The following is a 14,591-nucleotide window of genomic DNA, read 5'->3' as shown; positions in this document are numbered from 1 at the left end:
GACAAGATGTCGGGATGGGACCGACGCGGATCATGGCGGTGCGGCACGGGGAGAGCGAGGCCAACCTCGCGCACCGGGAGGCCGGGTCGGCGCCCCTGGTCTACGGGCGCGGGGACGACGAGGTCACGCTGACGGACCTGGGCCGGGCGCAGGCCGCCGCGTTCGGACGGTCACTGGCGGGCCTGCCCGCCGCCGAGGCCCCCGAGGTGGTGTGGTGCTCGCCCTACCTGCGGGCGCTCGACACGTGGCGGGTGGCCCTGCGGGCGTGGGGCGCCGGCCCGCTCCCGCTCACCGTGGACGGGCGGCTCAGGGACCAGGAGGCGGGCGCGTTCGCGCGCTACAACCTGGCCGCGATCAAAGAGCTCTTCCCCGAGGAGATGGCGCGGCGGGAGGCCCAGGGCGCCTACGCCTTCCGGCCGCCCGGCGGCGAGTCGCTGGCCGACGTCGTGGTGCGGCTCCGTGATCTCCTCGCCGACCTGCGCGAGCACGCGGCCGGGCGGCGGGTGCTGATCGTCGCCCACGACTCGGTGGTGCTGGGCCTGCGCCACGTCCTCGCGGGCGGCCCGGACGCGGATCTGGCCGCTGTCCTGGAGTTCGCGCCGGTGCTGAACGCCTCCGTCTCCGTGTGGGACGGCTCCGGGCTCGTCCGGTTCAACGACGTCGGCCACCTCTAGCCCGTCTCTGGTCGGTCTCGACGGCTCCCGCCACCTCTAGCCGGTCTCTGATCAGCCGGTCTCGGCGGCGTCGCCCGTCCCTGGCCGGTCCGGGCCGGTCTCGACGATCAGGTCGGCCCGGTCACGCGTCCGGTCCTCGGCGAACCACTTCTCCTCGGCCGCGAACCACTCCAGCCACCGCGGCTCCAGCTCGGCCCCGTCCCGCTCCATGACCCGCGCGAAGCGCAGCGCCCGCGGCGCGTCCATCCAGACGGTGAAGGCCAGCAGGCGGGCGATCGAGGCGCGGGCCGTGCCGACGCCCTCGATGACCAGGACCGGCGCGACCGGGACCGCCACGTGCTCGGCGTACTCGCCGAGCACCCAGTCGTACCTGCGGAAACCCCCGGGCTCGCCGTCCCGGAGCCGGACCAGCACCTGCGACTCCAGCGCGTGGAACCAGCCGCCGGGCCCCTCCTCCCACGGCACGGGGAAGTCGTCGCTGTGGATCACCTGGCAGCCGAGCGCAGCCCCCAGCCGCCCCGCGAACGTCGTCTTGCCCGCCCCCGCCGGCCCGTCCACGGCCACCAGCCGGACGGGGCCGCACGAGGGGCGCAGGGTCATGATGCGATCGGCCAGGTGGTTCACCGGACCCAGGGTAGAAGACGTGGTGTGGGCTACTGAGAGAATGTTCTTTCGCCCCGAATGCAAGCAGGAGGTTGATCTTGCTCGGACCCCTCGGTGACATCGTCGTGCTCGATCTGTCCAGGGCCCTGGCCGGGCCGCACGCGGCGCAGATGCTGGGTGACCTGGGCGCTCGGGTGATCAAGGTGGAGCATCCGGACGGGGGTGACGAGTCGCGCGGGTGGGGACCGCCGTTCGTCGGACCGGATCACGAAATATCGACTTATTTCCTGGCAGCCAACCGCAACAAGCAGTCCATCGCCGTCGACCTCAAGTCCGCCGACGGCAAGCGGCTCATCGAGCGCCTCGTCCGCCAGAGCGACGTCCTGATCGAGAACTTCCGCACCGGCGTGCTCGACCGCCTGGGCTTCTCCGTCGAGCGCCTCCACGAGCTCAACCCCCGGCTGGTCATCCTGTCGATCACCGGCTTCGGCCACGACGGCCCGGAGGGCGGACGGCCCGGCTACGACCAGATCGCCCAGGGCGAGGCCGGCCTGATGTCGCTGACCGGGCCGTCGCCCGACGAGCCCTACCGCGTCGGCGCCTCCATCGCCGACCTGCTCGCCGGCATCCACGGCGCGTACGGCGTCACCGGCGCCCTCTACGAGCGCGAGCGCACCGGCAAGGGCCGCGTCGTACGCACCTCGCTGCTGGCCGCGATCACCGGCGTCCACGCCTACCACGGCACCGCCTGGACGGTCGGCGGCAAGGTGCCGGCGGCCGGCGGCAACCACCACGCCTCCATCGCCCCCTACGGCGCCTTCCGCTGCGCCGACGGCATGCTGCAGATCGCCGCGGCCAACGACGGCCAGTGGAAGAAGGTCGCCACGCTCCTCGGCATCGACCCCGACGCCGCGAAGTACGCCACCAACCGCGACAGGTTCGCGCACCGGGACGAGCTGATCGCGGACATGGAGAAGGCCCTGGCGGCCCACGACCGCGCCCACTGGCTGGCCAGGCTGGGCGAGGAGGGCGTGCCCGCGGGCGCGATCAGGACGCTCGACGAGGTCTACGCCTGGGACCAGACCCGCTCGCAGGGCCTGGTCGTCGAGGTGGAGCACCCGGTGCTGGGCACGATCGAGCTGCCCGGGCCGCCGCTGCGCTTCGACGGTCTCGAGGGGTTCGAGCACACCGCGCCACCCGCCCTCGGCCAGGACGGCGACGCCGTGCTCGCCTGGCTCGAAGAGCGTGAACGATGATCCGCATTTCGCGGCACCGGACGAACTCTTCGTGCGTCAACATTGCAAGGCTGGCCGACATTTAGGGAGCGATAGTGAGCCGTCCGGACGCGCGCACACTGATCGAAACGATCCTCGACCAGGGGTCGTGGAAGTCGTGGGACGCGCCGCCCGCGGACCCCGCGCAGCCCGGCTCCCCCTACGCCGACGAGCTGGCCGCGGCCCGCGTCAAGTCCGGCTACGACGAGTCCGTCATCACCGGCGAAGGGTTGCTCGGCGGCCGCAGGGTGGCCCTGGTGGTGTGTGAGTTCTCGTTCATGGCGGGCTCGATCGGGGTGGCGGCGGCCGAGCGGTTCACGGTGGCCGTCGAGCGGGCCACCCGCGAGCGGCTGCCGGTGCTGGCCGCGCCCGCGTCGGGCGGCACGCGGATGCAGGAGGGCGCGCTCGCGTTCGTCCAGATGGTGAAGATCACCACCGCGATCCAGCTGCACCGGAGCGAGGGCCTGCCCTACCTGGTCTACCTGCGGCATCCGACGACGGGCGGGGTGTTCGCGTCGTGGGGGTCGCTCGGGCACGTCACGGCGGCCGAGCCGGGGGCGCTGATCGGGTTCATGGGGCCGCGGGTGTTCGAGTCGCTGCACGGCTATCCGTTCCCCGAAGGCGTGCAGGTCGCCGAGAACCTCCACCGCAAGGGCCTGATCGACGCGGTGGTCCCGGCCGAGGAGGCGCGGGAGATCGCGATCAGGGCGCTCGGCGTGCTCGCCGACGACAGGTCGCGGGTGGAGGCGGGCATTCCGCCGGAGGAGGACCTGCGGCCCGTGGAGGCGTGGGAGGCGATCACCCGCTCGCGCCGCGACGACCGGCCCGGCGTGCGTACGCTGCTCAAGCTCGCCGCCACCGACGTGACCCCGCTCAGCGGCAGCGGGGAGGGTGAGAACGAGCCGGGGCTGCTGCTCGCGCTGGCCAGGTTCGGCACGGCGCCGGCGGTGGTGCTCGGCCAGGACCGGCGGGTCCAGCGGACCAACTCGCCCCTCGGCCCGGCCGGGCTCAGGGTGGCCCGGCGGGGCATGCGGCTGGCGGCCGAGCTGGGCCTGCCCCTGATCACCGTCGTCGACACGGCGGGCGCCGACCTGTCGAAGGCGGCCGAGGAGGGCGGGCTGGCCGCCGAGATCGCCCGCTGCCTGGCCGAGCTGGTCATGCTCGACGCGCCGACCGTGTGCCTGCTGCTTGGCGAAGGGGCGGGCGGGGCGGCGCTGGCGCTGCTGCCCGCCGACCGGGTGCTCTGCGCCCAGCACGCCTGGCTGTCGCCGCTGCCGCCGGAGGGCGCCTCGGCCATCCTCTACCGCTCGGTGGACTTCGCGCCCGAGATCGCCCAGGCCCAGCACATCCGCGCCACCGACCTGCGCCGCGACGGCATCGTGGACCGGGTCGTCCCGGAGGTGCCGGACGCCGCGTACGAGCCGCGGCAGTTCTGCGAGCGGGTGGGGCGGGCGCTGGAGTATGAGATCGCCCGGCTGCTGGAGCTGAGCCCGGCGGACCGTTTCGCGGCCCGCCGGGCCCGCTACCGCAACCTCGGCTAGGACTTCGGGGCGCGCCGAGCTGCCGGCTCGTACCGCCACAGCTCCTTGCCGCCGGCGTCATAGCCCGTGAGGGCGACGGTCTCGTCGCCTCCCTTGGGGGCCGGGGCCGCGAACAGCGTCACATTCTGCCCCCACGAGTCCGGTACGGCCTCGGCCGTCGCGGTGGCGCCGCCCTTCATGCGGATCCCCACCTTGGCCGTGCCCGCGGGCGCGTAGCCGTACCACGCCGTTTTGAGGCTGATCCACTGGACCGGCCGCTCGGCGTCGAGCAGGTCGCTCAGCCGCGCGCCGGGCAGCGGCCCGGGCAGCGCCGGCGTCAGCTCGCCGTTCTCCCAGAAGGCCGCGCAGCCCGGCACGAGCAGAGCCGTGATGCCCGCCGGCAGGGTCTGGGGGGTGGCCCCGGACCTCGCGGCCTGCCTCGCGCAGCTCTTGCTGTAATTCGGGACCTGCTTGTCCGGCTTGCCCTTCGCCTTCACGACGAAGCCCCCGACCTCGGTGTCGCGCGGGACACTGACGTGCCAGACCGGGTACGGGGTGCCCTTGCCGCGCAGGAACGAGGCGCGCACCCGCTGCCCGTCGAGGAGCACCGCTTCGACCGACTCCCAGCCCGCGAGGGCCGGGCCGAAGTAGATGTCGGCGCCGGGGTCCGGCAGGTAGGTGGTCGACTGCTGGAAGGGGTAGGAGTTCTGCGCGAAGCTGATGAAGCAGCCGCTCACGCCCCGGTCGCTCGGCCCGGGCCCGCCGGTGAAGCAGAACCCGTCCCCGTCGTCGGACCTCTGGGTGAACCAGACGCGTACCGGGCGGCCGGAGCCTTCGGTGCCCGGGAGGATCATCACCTCGCCGGCGACCTTGTCGTCCTTGTACGGCGCCGGCGCTGCCTCACCCGGCTCGTCTCGGCTCCAGACCTGCTTGCCCGACGCGTCGTAGGCGGTGACGCGGCGACTTTCGGCCCGGTCGTCGGACGGGCTCATGGCGGCGAACAGCGTGACGCCCAGGTTCCAGGGATCGGGCCTGGTCACGACGCTCGCTGTGCTCCCGCCGCCGAACGAGACCTCGATCCTGGCGACGTCTTTGCGGGCGAGGCCGATGATCATGTCCCGTCGCCCGCTGATGGTCACTGCCGAGTCCGTCGCGGAGGGCAGCAGCGAGGTGAGTTCGGCGCCGTGCCGCGACCAGGTCAGCCGCGTCCCCTCCTTCGTCAGGTACGGCTGGACGGAGATGCCCTGGGACAGCTCCATGGGCGCGCTCATGGGCTGCCCGTCCGGCAGGAACAGGCCGTCGCGGGACCACCACCCGAGGCTCTTGCCGTCGACGTCCGAGATCCGGATCTTGGACATGGGATCCTGGGACGGATACGTCACCGTCCACAGCCGGTACGGCGCGCCGTCCAGGCTCCGCACCGTGCCCTGGAACTCCTGCCCGCCCTTCGTGACCCCGGCCACCGCGCCGACGTCCTGGCGCGCCAGCCCCCAGTCCATCGCGGTCGCCGCGCCGTCCCGCAGCGTGCTGCCCACGTACCAGGCGTCCGCGTGCTCCCACTCGACGGCGTCGAGGCAGGCCCCGTACGGCTCGCCGGCGGCCCGCTCGACGATGTAGCAGACCTCGGGATAGCCCAGCTTCCCTCTGGCGAACCAGATCCGCAGCGGCTTGCCCTCGGAGGGGTTGTCGACGGACGCCTCCTTGCCGAGGGGCGTGCGCTCCTTCATGAGCTGCTGGTAGATCCCGGTCGGGTCGATCGCGGTGTTCCTGCCCAGGCCCCCGTTGAGCAGCACAGGAACGAACACGGTCAGCAGCGCCACCGGCAGCGCGGCCAGCAGCCACCGGGCCGGTCGGCGCCGCGGCCGGCGCTCCATGATGCGCGCCCAGGCGTGCGGATCGGGCTCGTAGGCCCGGGCACGGGCGTCGAACGCGGCTCGAAGGCGCTCTTCCAGGTCGTTCACGCGTCCTCCTCCTTCAGCGCCTTGCCCAGGGCCGCCAGGGCCCGGCTCGCGTGCGTCTTCACCGATCCGGGCGAGACGCCCATGGCGTCGGCGATCTCGCGTTCCGACAGGTCCAGCCAGTAGCGCAGGACGAGCGCCTCGCGCTGGCGGCGCGGCAGCCGGTCCACGGCGGCCAGCAGCTCGCGATGCTCCTCGGAGGCGAGCACGGCGTGCTCGCTGCTGCGCGCCGGTTCGGGAGGGTCGGGGCGGCGCAGTCGTACGAGGCTGAGGTGGCGCAGGCGGTTGCGCGTCAGGTTGCAGACGGTGGAGCGCAGGTAGGCCAGGGCGGCCCCGTCGTCGCGCAACCGCCTTGTGTGCAGCCGGGCGAACGCCTCCTGGGCGATGTCCTCAGGGTCGTCCGCGCCGAGCAGCCCGGCCAGGCGTACCAGGGAGTGGTACTGGGCCGCGAACAGCTCGGCGAACGACGGCTGCGTCGTGGTCGCTGTTTCGGTCACCTCATAGAGACACCCGGAACGGTGGCAGGTTGACTAGGGGACCGGAATCCGTTCGACGCGGATCGAGAAGACCTCCTCGCGGGGCACCACGACCTCGTAGGCGCCGTGGTCGACCAGCCAGTAGCCCAGCGCCTCCGCCTTCATCCCGCTGTGCCCCGTGTAGGCGATGTGCAGCCCGTCATCGTCCTCGTCGATCACGATGCACGGCTCGCCGCCGAACGCCCCCACCGTACGGATCAGCACGAGCCACTCCACCTGCGACCTGGCCACCACCCTGCGCCAGTAGCCCGACGCGGGATCGAACCCGTCCAGCTCGACCTCGCTGAACAGCACCACCTGGTCGTTGTCGGGGCCCAGGGCGGCAGGCAGCGTGCGGCCGTCGAAGCGTGCCACGAAGCCGGACGCGACCGGCATGATCTCGTCGTCGCTCATGCCGCGGGCCGCCAAGTCAGGCCGTCGTACTCGGCGAAGGGCCGCTCGCCGTCGGCTGTGACGTGGACGATCTCCGTCCCGGCCGGGATCGGCATCGGAACGGTGTGGAACTGCGGCACCACGTGATCCGACGATGTTGTGAAACCGTTGCCGGCGAACGGCGGCGCGTCGCTCCAGTCGCCACCCATGTGGGGCCCGTACGGCACCGCGTACGTGTCGACGTCGCGCGCGTACCAGCGCATCACGTAGAGCTCGGGCACCTCGCCGAACAGCTCCGATCCGTCGTAGGACAGGTCGAGCCCGTGGTAGAGCGACTCAGGCGTGGTCAGCCTGACGCAGTCCTGCACGCGGTAGACGTAACCCGAGATCACCGTGCGTTTGCCCGACAGGTATGGCACGAGCAGACGCGGCGGGACAACCTTCTGCATCTGCGTTCCGCTCACGGTACTACTTTACGATCGGTTGAACCTCAGAGAACCCGGTGTTGGAGGCACGGCAGGGTCGCCCTGGCGGCTGTTGTCCATTCGTGATCCACCCGCACGGTCTGCACGCCGGGCGCCGTGCCCAGATCGGCGCGGATCACGCCCAGGGGATCGACCAGCATGCTGCGGCCCACCCCGTAGCCGTCGGACGACTCGGCCGGGTTGGGCGCCTGGCCGACGGCGGCCGTCCACATCGTGTTCTCCAGCGCCCGGGCCCTGACCAGGGTGACCCAGTGGTCCTCCTTGAGCGGCCCGGAGCCCCACGCGGCGATCACCGCGAACAGCTCGGCGCCCTTGTCCACGAGCGCCCTGGCCAGCTCGGGGAAACGCACGTCGTAGCAGGTGACGAGGCCGACCTTGAGCCCCGCGAGCTCCACCACGGTCGGCTCCGCGCCGGGCGCGACCAGGTCGGACTCCTTCGCGCCGAACGAGTCGAACAGGTGGATCTTCCGGTACGCCGCCCGCACCGCGCCCTGCGCGTCGATGGCCACGGCCGTGTTGTGCACGCGGTCGTCGCCCGGCTCGAAGACCCCGGCGATCACCGCCAGCCCGTGCTTCCTGGCCGCCTCCGCCAGGCCCGACACGAACGGCCCGTCCAGCGGCTCGGCCAGGTCCGTGATGCGCCGCCCGTAGCGGGTGAGAGTCGCCTCGGGGAAGATCGCCAGGTCGGCCCCCTCGGCCCTGGCGAGCGCCTCCCGGGCACGTTCGAGGTTCGTGGCCGGGTCAGGAGACACCGGGATCTGGCAGAGGGCGATTTCGGTCACGGCCCGACTCTAACCGGTTGGGTACCACTCGAAACCAGGTCAGGCACCGCCAGATCCACTCAAGAGGCCCGTACCTGAACCTGGCCTGCCACCACCTGCTGAACAGCACCTGCGCCGTCACGGTCACCGCCGCCAGCGCCACCACCGACCAGCGCGTCGGGTCGGTGTTCAGCAGCGGGGTGGCCAGAACGATCACGACGGTGCCCGTGACGTAGTTGGTCAGCGCCATCCTGCCCAGCGGCTCCAGCACCGCCGACAACCACGGCCGCAGCGCCAGCAGCAGCCCCAGCGAGTACGCCGCCGCGCCCGCCAGCGCGGCCGTGCTGTAGAGGATCCACCCGCCCTGGCTCGCCCAGGCGGCCGTCAGCAGCGCGCCGGCCAGCGCGGTGACCGCGAACGACGGCAGTAGCAGCGACCTGGACGGGCTCAGCCGCCACAGCCCCATGCCGATCAGGAACAGGCCGGGGATCAGCCACGCCCCGCCGCCCACCTGGAGCCCCCACGCCAGCACCGCCACCCCGAGCAGCAGCACCGGCAGGCCGCCGGTCAGGAACGAGGCCGGCAGCAGCACCGCCGCGCCGTAGAAGGCGTAGTAGGTCAGCACCTCGCCCTCGTAGAACGTGTGCTGGACCAGTCCGAGGCAGAACAGCCAGAACAGCCTGCTCAGCAGCGCCCAGCGGCTGTTGCCGCGCAGGAACAGCATGAAGCTGATGCCGAACAGCAGCGAGAAGATCGGGTAGAACCGGCTCTGGAACAGCGCCTCGATGACCCAGTCGAGGCCGTTGCGCGGGTCCTTGTCGGTGTGCTGCCAGGTGTTGACCAGCATGATGCCGCCCACCGCGAAACCGCGGAGGGCGTCGAGCTCACGGATGCGCGTCACAGGAACCAGGCCAACCACCATACGAGGAATCCGGTGCCGACGGCGGTCGCCGCGATCTGCGGCCAGCGCCGGTCGCGCAGGAGCGCGGCGGCGGTCAGCGCGGCCGAGGCGGCGGCGATCCAGGTGTAGACGACGGCCGTGCCGGGCACGCCGACGGCGAGCGCGGTCTCGTTCCGGGTGACCAGGGCGTATACGGACTGCCCGACCAGCCCGGCGAAGGCCACGCCGGCCAGCCCGCCGAACGCCGCCAGCGCCCGGCCCCTCAGCGCGCCCGCGACCAGCTGGATCAGGGAGACGAGGGCGAACAGCGCGAAGGGCGCGGCCAGCCAGGGCGACTTCGAGATCTGGTACGGGGCGGCGGTCACGTGCAGGTCGCCCGGCTGCCCGGCGGCGTCGTCGACGCACGGCGAGGCCGTGCCGCCGGCCGGTGCGTCGAGGAACTCCACGATCTTGCGGCGGGCGCAGGGGCTGGTCAGGAAGACGGCGTGGGAGGCGCGGGGGAACTCCTCGAAGCGGGCGCCGGGGAGGGCCTCGGCCGCGGGCCTGGTGGTCCTGGTGGGGGTGGTGGGGTCGTACTGGCCGCCCACCACGTACACGGGGGCCTTGGTGGTGGCGTTGACGGGCTTGGACTTGGGGAGCTGCCACGCATCGCACACCGCCTTGTCCCCATTTGCAGTGAAAAGTCGTGATTTGGGGGTGTATGTGTTGAACGGGACCTCGTCCTGGCACTGCACCGCGTGGTACAGCCCGAACTCGTGCGAAACCAGCCCCTCGCCCACCGCGTCGGCCAGCGCCCGCAGCAGCTCGTCGTGGCCCTTCGCGAGCGCGCCGACCATGGCGGGCGCGACCGCCGCGAAGTCCGCCTCGTGCAGCGCCTCCGCCATGATCGTGGCCACGTCGTCACCGCTGATCCGCGCCTCGAACGCCTTGCCGAGCAGCGGGTCGGTCGTCGTCACCTGCGCGGGCGTGGCGTTCAGCCGGGTCGTCATGGCCTCGAACGCGTCCTTCATGTTCAGCCGCGCCGCCGTGTCGGCCAGGTTGCGGTCGGCGTCGTCGTACCAGTTGACGCTCTCCGGCAGGTACGAGTCCAGCACCACCGACCGCACGCCCTTGGGGTCCGCGGCGGCCACGTCCATCATGACCCTGGTGGAGTAGCTGACGCCGAACAGGTTCCAGGAGTCGTACCCGAGCTTCTCCCGTAACGCGACCACGTCGGCCGCGATCTCCTTCGTGTTGTATCCGCGCAGGTCGACGCCCTGCTCCTGGAGCCTCTTGCGGCAGCGGACGGCCGCCGCGCCGACGTCGGCGGGGGGCCGCCTGAGCTGCCCGAGCAGCGCCTCGGCCGTCTCGGGGCACCCCAGGACCGGCTCGGAGTACTTGCTGCCGCGCTGCTCGATCGTCACCACGTCGCGATCGGGGAACATCTGGCTCAGGAACCCCGTCAGCTGCATGGACGCCGACCCCGGGCCCCCGCTCATGTACACCACGGGGTCGGGCCTGCGGTCCTTGGCGGTGGAGGCGTGGACCGCGTACCCCACCTTGATCTTCCGCTCCGGCGCGTCCCTGCGCTCGGGGACCTCGAGAAAACCGCACGTCGTACGGGGTGGCATGGCGACCGGGCAGGCGCTCGGGCCGGCGTCCGACGGGGTCATGACAGGGGGCGTCATTAAAGCGAGGGCTAGCACGACCCGAATGATCACGGGACGAGACTACCGACAAGGCGCGGCGAACCGCCCATGCCCTTCGCGACATCAGGGGGCGGAATGATGGGCGGCTTTCCCGCCGGGCATAGCCTAAGTGCCGTGACCGAACCACTTGTTGCCAGGATGCGCGCCTTCGGCACGACGATTTTCGCGGAGATGAGCGCGCTCGCCGCCGAGACCGGATCCATCAACCTCGGCCAGGGCTTCCCCGACACCGACGGGCCCGCGGCCATGCTCGACCGCGCGGTCCAGGCGATCACCTCGGGCGCCAACCAGTACCCGCCGGGTCCGGGGGTCCTGGAGCTGCGCCGGGCGATCTCGGAACACCGCTCCGCCCACTACGACCTCTCCTACGATCCGGCGGGCGAGATCCTGGTCACGGTGGGGGCCACCGAGGCCATCGCGGCGGCCGTGCTCGCCCTCTGCGAGCCGGGGGACGAGGTGATCGCCTTCGAGCCGTACTACGACTCGTACGCGGCCTCGATCGCGCTCGCCCAGGCCCGCCTGGTCGCCGTCACGATGCGCCCGGTGGACGGGCGCTTCACGTTCGACCCCGACGAGCTGCGCGCCGCCGTCACCCCGCGCACCCGCGTCATCCTCGTCAACTCCCCGCACAACCCCACCGGCACCGTCTTCACCCGCGCCGAGCTCGAGGTCATCGCCGAGCTCTGCCAGGAGCGCGGGCTGATCGCGGTGACCGACGAGGTGTACGAGCACCTGACGTTCGACGGGGTCGAGCACATCCCGCTGGCCACGCTGCCCGGCATGCGCGAGCGCACGGTGATGATCTCGTCCGCGGGCAAGACGTTCTCGGTCACCGGCTGGAAGACGGGCTGGATCTGCGCCCCTCCCGCCTTGATCACGGCGGTGCAGACGGTCAAGCAGTTCCTCACGTTCACGTCGAGCGCGCCGTGGCAGATGGCGGTGGCGTACGGGCTGCGGCACGAGCTCGAGTGGGTGTCCGCGCTGCGCGCCGGCCTCCAGGACAAGCGCGACCGCCTCATGGAGGGCCTCGCGGCCGCCGGCTTCTCCGTCCTGCGGCCCTCCGGCACGTACTTCGTCCAGACCGACATCCGCCCCCTGGGCTTCACCGACGGCCTCGAACTCACCCGCCGCCTCCCGGACCTGGCCGGCGTGGTGGCCATCCCGACCCAGGTCTTCTACGACCACGCCGACCGGGGGCGGCACTTCGTCCGGTTCGCGTTCTGCAAGAAGGACGAGGTCATCGACGAGGCCGTGACCCGCCTCAAACGCCTCTCCACCTGACGGGAGTCATCGGGTCGGTGGCGAGGGGCGGAGGCCGTCGAAGACGATGGCGAGGGTCCTCGTCCGCAGGCCCTCGTCCCACCCGTTGTGCTGCGCCGCCAGACACGTGGCGCTCAACAGCGCCAGCAACTCCGCCATCCCCACATCCCCCCGAACCGCCCCGGCGCCCTGCGCCCGCACCAGCAGCGTCTCGATGGCCCCCCGGATGTCCGGCATCCCGGCCTTGGCGTCGATCCCCGCCGCCGCCAGGGCGTCCACGAGCACCTTCTTGACGGTCGAATCCTCCACGATCATCGTGAAGTACTCGAAGAACGCCTCCCCGGCGTCCGGGGCCGTGGCCAGCTCGTCGGCCAGCGCGGCCAGCCGCGCCATCCGGTCGACGACGATCGCCTGGTAGAGGTCCTCCTTGGTGGGGAACTGGCGGTAGATCGTCCCCACCCCCACCCCGGCCAGCGAGGCGATCTCGCGCATCGACGCGGACAGCCCGTCCCTGGCCAAAACCACTTCGGCGGCCTCCAGCACCCGGGCGCGATTGCGTCGCGCGTCCGCACGCATCACAGAGAGCCCCTTCCTCGTTGACAACCGGAACCGTTGTTCCGTATGGTCAACATCCGGAACAACCATTCCGATTCTAGGGGGAATCCCTTGGACTACCTGAATCTCGGCCGTTCCGGCCTGCGCGTCTCCAGGGCCTGCCTGGGCACCATGAACTTCGGCACCGAGTACGGCCTGGCCGCCAGTGACGAGGCCGAGGCGGGCCGGATCATCGACGCGTTCCTCGACGCGGGCGGCAACTTCATCGACACCGCCGACCTGTACCACCGGGGCGAGACCGAGGAGATCGTCGGCCGTGCGCTGAAGGGCAGGCGCGAGTGGGTCGTGCTGGCCACCAAGGGCGCCATGCCGGTGGGTACGGAAGGGCGCGGCCTGTCGCGCCGCCACCTCACCAGAGCCCTCGACGCCAGCCTGCGCCGGCTCGGCACCGACTATGTGGACCTCTACCAGTGCCACCAGTGGGACCCGGTGACGCCGATCGAGGAGACGATGGCCACGCTGGACGGGTTCGTCAAGGCGGGCAAGGTCCGCTACCTCGGCTGCTCCAACTTCACCGCGACCCAGCTCGTCGAGTCGCAGTGGGCCGCCGCCCGCGTGGGCGGCACGCCGTTCGTGAGCCTGCAGCCGCAGTACTCGCTCATCCAGCGGGTGATCGAGGCGGAGATCCTGCCGGCGTGCGAGCGGCACGGGATCGGCGCCGTCGTGTACGGGACGCTCGGCGGCGGCGTGCTGACCGGCCGCTACCGGCACGGCGAGACCCCCGACCCCGACAGCCGCATGGGCAGGCTGCTCGGCCACTCCCTCCCCGGCGCGAACCGTTGGGCCCGATCGCTGCTCAACGACCGCAATCTGGACATCGCCGACGAACTCGTCAAGGTCGCGGCCGAACTCGGCGCCGCACCGGCATCGGTGGCCCTGGCCTGGGTGGCGCGGCGGCCCGGGGTGACCTCGGTGCTGATCGGCCCGCGATCGGTGGAGCAGCTGCGGGAGAACCTGGCGGCCTTCGACCTCGACCTCCCGGACGAGGCGGCGGCCCGGCTGGACGAGATCTCCCACCACGACCTCGGCCCCATGGACGGCTCGTTCTTCCACCTCGTCCCCCGCTGATCCAGCCGCCGGCGACCGATCGCGTCACCCCCTCGGCGACGCCGACCCCGATCGTCCCGGAGGCCACCCCCGGCGGCTGGCGCTACACCTACGTCGGCGAGGACCCCGGCAGCCGGCTGCGGGACGTCATCGCCACCGGCCCCACCAGCGCGTGGGCGGCCGGGACGCGGGACGGCGAGCCGTTCCTGCTCGGGTACGACGGCACCGCGTGGCGCCCCGCCCAGGTTCCCGGCGGCCTCGGCGTCATCGTGCTGGTGTCGTCGTGATACCGCCCTCGACCTACGATGGGGGGCATGGCTATGACCCTTCGCCTGACCGACGATCAGACCGAGGCCCTCCGCAAGCGCGCCGAGTTCGAGGGGCGGAGCATGCAGCAGGTCATTCTGGCCGCCGTCGACGAGTATCTGGCGCGGCACGCTGCGGACGAAGAGGTTCGGCGGCTCGGCGCGAAGTCCAGGGAGCGCTGGCGGTCAGTGCTTGATCGGCTCGGCGAATGACGCGCTATCTCACCTTGGAGCAGGTCTTCGCGCTCGCGGAAGCGGAGCTCGGCGGCGCTCTCGCGGTCAGAGACCTCGGTCTCCTCTCCTCGGCTGTGCATCGACCAGGCTCCGCCATGTTCGGCCAGGAGGCTTATCCCGACCTGATCACGAAAGCCGCCGCGCTCCTGCACTCGCTCGCGGTCAATCATCCGCTCATCGACGGCAACAAACGGTTGTCCTGGCTGGTGACGGACGTCTTCCTGCGGTTCAACGGAGTTGAGCTCGACACTGACGACGACTCCGCCTATGACCTGGTCGTCGCCGTCGCGGCCGGCAAGCTCACCGAGGTCGATGAGATCGCCGACGTCCTGCGTACGTTCACGATCCGGCCCTGACC

The 14,591-nt window shown here is 71.7% G+C and carries 17 protein-coding genes; 7 read left to right on the top strand and 10 right to left on the bottom strand.

Going from position 1 to position 14,591, the window contains the following annotated elements:
- Positions 1-14 precede the first annotated feature (14 nt).
- Positions 15-674 (top strand): histidine phosphatase family protein, encoded by a 660-nt coding sequence (locus ACWDRB_RS01885; RefSeq protein WP_449891476.1) that lies wholly within the window; start codon positions 15-17, stop codon positions 672-674.
- 51 nt (positions 675-725) lie between these two features.
- On the opposite strand, the gene ACWDRB_RS01880 is transcribed toward ACWDRB_RS01885, so the two are convergent.
- On the bottom strand, positions 726-1,298 hold the full coding sequence (locus tag ACWDRB_RS01880) for a uridine kinase family protein (protein ID WP_449891475.1): 573 nt from the start codon (positions 1,296-1,298) through the stop codon (positions 726-728).
- A gap of 77 nt (positions 1,299-1,375) precedes the next feature.
- Here ACWDRB_RS01880 and ACWDRB_RS01875 point away from each other — a divergent pair, with 77 nt between their 5' ends.
- Positions 1,376-2,533 (top strand): CaiB/BaiF CoA transferase family protein, encoded by a 1,158-nt coding sequence (locus ACWDRB_RS01875; RefSeq protein WP_355194669.1) that lies wholly within the window; start codon positions 1,376-1,378, stop codon positions 2,531-2,533.
- A gap of 74 nt (positions 2,534-2,607) precedes the next feature.
- Positions 2,608-4,092 (top strand): carboxyl transferase domain-containing protein, encoded by a 1,485-nt coding sequence (locus ACWDRB_RS01870; RefSeq protein WP_449891474.1) that lies wholly within the window; start codon positions 2,608-2,610, stop codon positions 4,090-4,092.
- On the opposite strand, the gene ACWDRB_RS01865 is transcribed toward ACWDRB_RS01870, so the two are convergent.
- The 7 genes from ACWDRB_RS01865 to ACWDRB_RS01835 are packed head-to-tail and all read right to left on the bottom strand — an operon-like array spanning position 4,089 to position 10,736.
- Positions 4,089-6,032: a hypothetical protein gene (locus ACWDRB_RS01865; protein ID WP_449891473.1), complete on the bottom strand. Its 1,944-nt coding sequence runs from the start codon at positions 6,030-6,032 to the stop codon at positions 4,089-4,091. The genes ACWDRB_RS01870 and ACWDRB_RS01865 overlap by 4 nt on opposite strands.
- The gene (locus tag ACWDRB_RS01860) at positions 6,029-6,526 is read right to left on the bottom strand and encodes a SigE family RNA polymerase sigma factor (RefSeq protein ID WP_397365242.1); all 498 of its coding nucleotides are present in this window, start codon (positions 6,524-6,526) and stop codon (positions 6,029-6,031) included. Before ACWDRB_RS01860 ends, ACWDRB_RS01865 begins: the two co-directional genes overlap by 4 nt.
- A 33-nt stretch (positions 6,527-6,559) precedes the next feature.
- Positions 6,560-6,958 carry a hypothetical protein gene (locus tag ACWDRB_RS01855; protein ID WP_350722531.1) on the bottom strand — a complete coding sequence of 133 codons (399 nt, stop codon included), beginning with the start codon at positions 6,956-6,958 and terminating at the stop codon, positions 6,560-6,562.
- Positions 6,955-7,401, bottom strand: a complete 447-nt coding sequence (locus ACWDRB_RS01850) for a hypothetical protein (RefSeq protein WP_449891472.1) — start codon at positions 7,399-7,401, stop codon at positions 6,955-6,957. Before ACWDRB_RS01850 ends, ACWDRB_RS01855 begins: the two co-directional genes overlap by 4 nt.
- A gap of 26 nt (positions 7,402-7,427) precedes the next feature.
- Positions 7,428-8,204, bottom strand: a complete 777-nt coding sequence (locus ACWDRB_RS01845) for a carbon-nitrogen hydrolase family protein (RefSeq protein ID WP_449891471.1) — start codon at positions 8,202-8,204, stop codon at positions 7,428-7,430.
- Positions 8,164-9,084, bottom strand: a complete 921-nt coding sequence (locus tag ACWDRB_RS01840; protein WP_449891470.1) for a DUF418 domain-containing protein — start codon at positions 9,082-9,084, stop codon at positions 8,164-8,166. The genes ACWDRB_RS01845 and ACWDRB_RS01840 overlap by 41 nt, the downstream gene beginning before the upstream one ends.
- Positions 9,081-10,736, bottom strand: coding sequence for an alpha/beta fold hydrolase (locus tag ACWDRB_RS01835; RefSeq protein ID WP_449891469.1), 1,656 nt, complete (start codon positions 10,734-10,736; stop codon positions 9,081-9,083). Before ACWDRB_RS01835 ends, ACWDRB_RS01840 begins: the two co-directional genes overlap by 4 nt.
- Positions 10,737-10,886: 150 nt before the next feature.
- Here ACWDRB_RS01835 and ACWDRB_RS01830 point away from each other — a divergent pair, with 150 nt between their 5' ends.
- The gene (locus tag ACWDRB_RS01830; protein WP_449891468.1) at positions 10,887-12,053 is read left to right on the top strand and encodes a pyridoxal phosphate-dependent aminotransferase; all 1,167 of its coding nucleotides are present in this window, start codon (positions 10,887-10,889) and stop codon (positions 12,051-12,053) included.
- A gap of 6 nt (positions 12,054-12,059) precedes the next feature.
- Here ACWDRB_RS01830 and ACWDRB_RS01825 read toward each other — a convergent pair whose 3' ends face one another.
- Entirely contained in the window at positions 12,060-12,608 is a 549-nt protein-coding gene (locus ACWDRB_RS01825) for a TetR/AcrR family transcriptional regulator (RefSeq protein WP_355195186.1), read from the bottom strand.
- A gap of 90 nt (positions 12,609-12,698) precedes the next feature.
- Between ACWDRB_RS01825 and ACWDRB_RS01820 the strand changes: the two genes are divergently transcribed.
- Positions 12,699-13,715, top strand: a complete 1,017-nt coding sequence (locus ACWDRB_RS01820) for an aldo/keto reductase (protein ID WP_449891467.1) — start codon at positions 12,699-12,701, stop codon at positions 13,713-13,715.
- An 88-nt stretch (positions 13,716-13,803) separates the two neighbouring features.
- On the opposite strand, the gene ACWDRB_RS01815 is transcribed toward ACWDRB_RS01820, so the two are convergent.
- A complete protein-coding gene (locus ACWDRB_RS01815) occupies positions 13,804-14,010 on the bottom strand; it encodes a hypothetical protein (protein WP_449891466.1) in 207 nt (68 codons plus the stop codon).
- A gap of 4 nt (positions 14,011-14,014) precedes the next feature.
- On the opposite strand from ACWDRB_RS01815, the gene ACWDRB_RS01810 reads away from it, so the two are divergent.
- Positions 14,015-14,212, top strand: a complete 198-nt coding sequence (locus ACWDRB_RS01810) for a CopG family transcriptional regulator (protein ID WP_449891465.1) — start codon at positions 14,015-14,017, stop codon at positions 14,210-14,212.
- The gene (locus ACWDRB_RS01805) at positions 14,209-14,589 is read left to right on the top strand and encodes a type II toxin-antitoxin system death-on-curing family toxin (protein WP_449891464.1); all 381 of its coding nucleotides are present in this window, start codon (positions 14,209-14,211) and stop codon (positions 14,587-14,589) included. Before ACWDRB_RS01810 ends, ACWDRB_RS01805 begins: the two co-directional genes overlap by 4 nt.
- The last annotated feature ends 2 nt before the right edge of the window (positions 14,590-14,591 follow it).

The organism is Nonomuraea sp. NPDC003707 (genome assembly GCF_053587055.1).
The sequence above is the reverse complement of the archived record's forward strand: the minus strand, read 5'-3'. Positions and strand labels throughout refer to the sequence as shown.

Bases quoted from the DNA above. Each gene is read 5' to 3' on its own strand.
- ACWDRB_RS01885 (WP_449891476.1), top strand. From the start codon at position 15: ATGGGACCGACGCGGATCATGGCGGTGCGGCACGGGGAGAGCGAGGCC.
- ACWDRB_RS01855 (WP_350722531.1), bottom strand. From the start codon at position 6,958: ATGAGCGACGACGAGATCATGCCGGTCGCGTCCGGCTTCGTGGCACGC.
- ACWDRB_RS01805 (WP_449891464.1), top strand. From the start codon at position 14,209: ATGACGCGCTATCTCACCTTGGAGCAGGTCTTCGCGCTCGCGGAAGCG.
- ACWDRB_RS01825 (WP_355195186.1), bottom strand. From the start codon at position 12,608: ATGCGTGCGGACGCGCGACGCAATCGCGCCCGGGTGCTGGAGGCCGCC.
- ACWDRB_RS01815 (WP_449891466.1), bottom strand. From the start codon at position 14,010: ATGCCCCCCATCGTAGGTCGAGGGCGGTATCACGACGACACCAGCACG.
- ACWDRB_RS01835 (WP_449891469.1), bottom strand. From the start codon at position 10,736: ATGACCCCGTCGGACGCCGGCCCGAGCGCCTGCCCGGTCGCCATGCCA.
- ACWDRB_RS01810 (WP_449891465.1), top strand. From the start codon at position 14,015: ATGACCCTTCGCCTGACCGACGATCAGACCGAGGCCCTCCGCAAGCGC.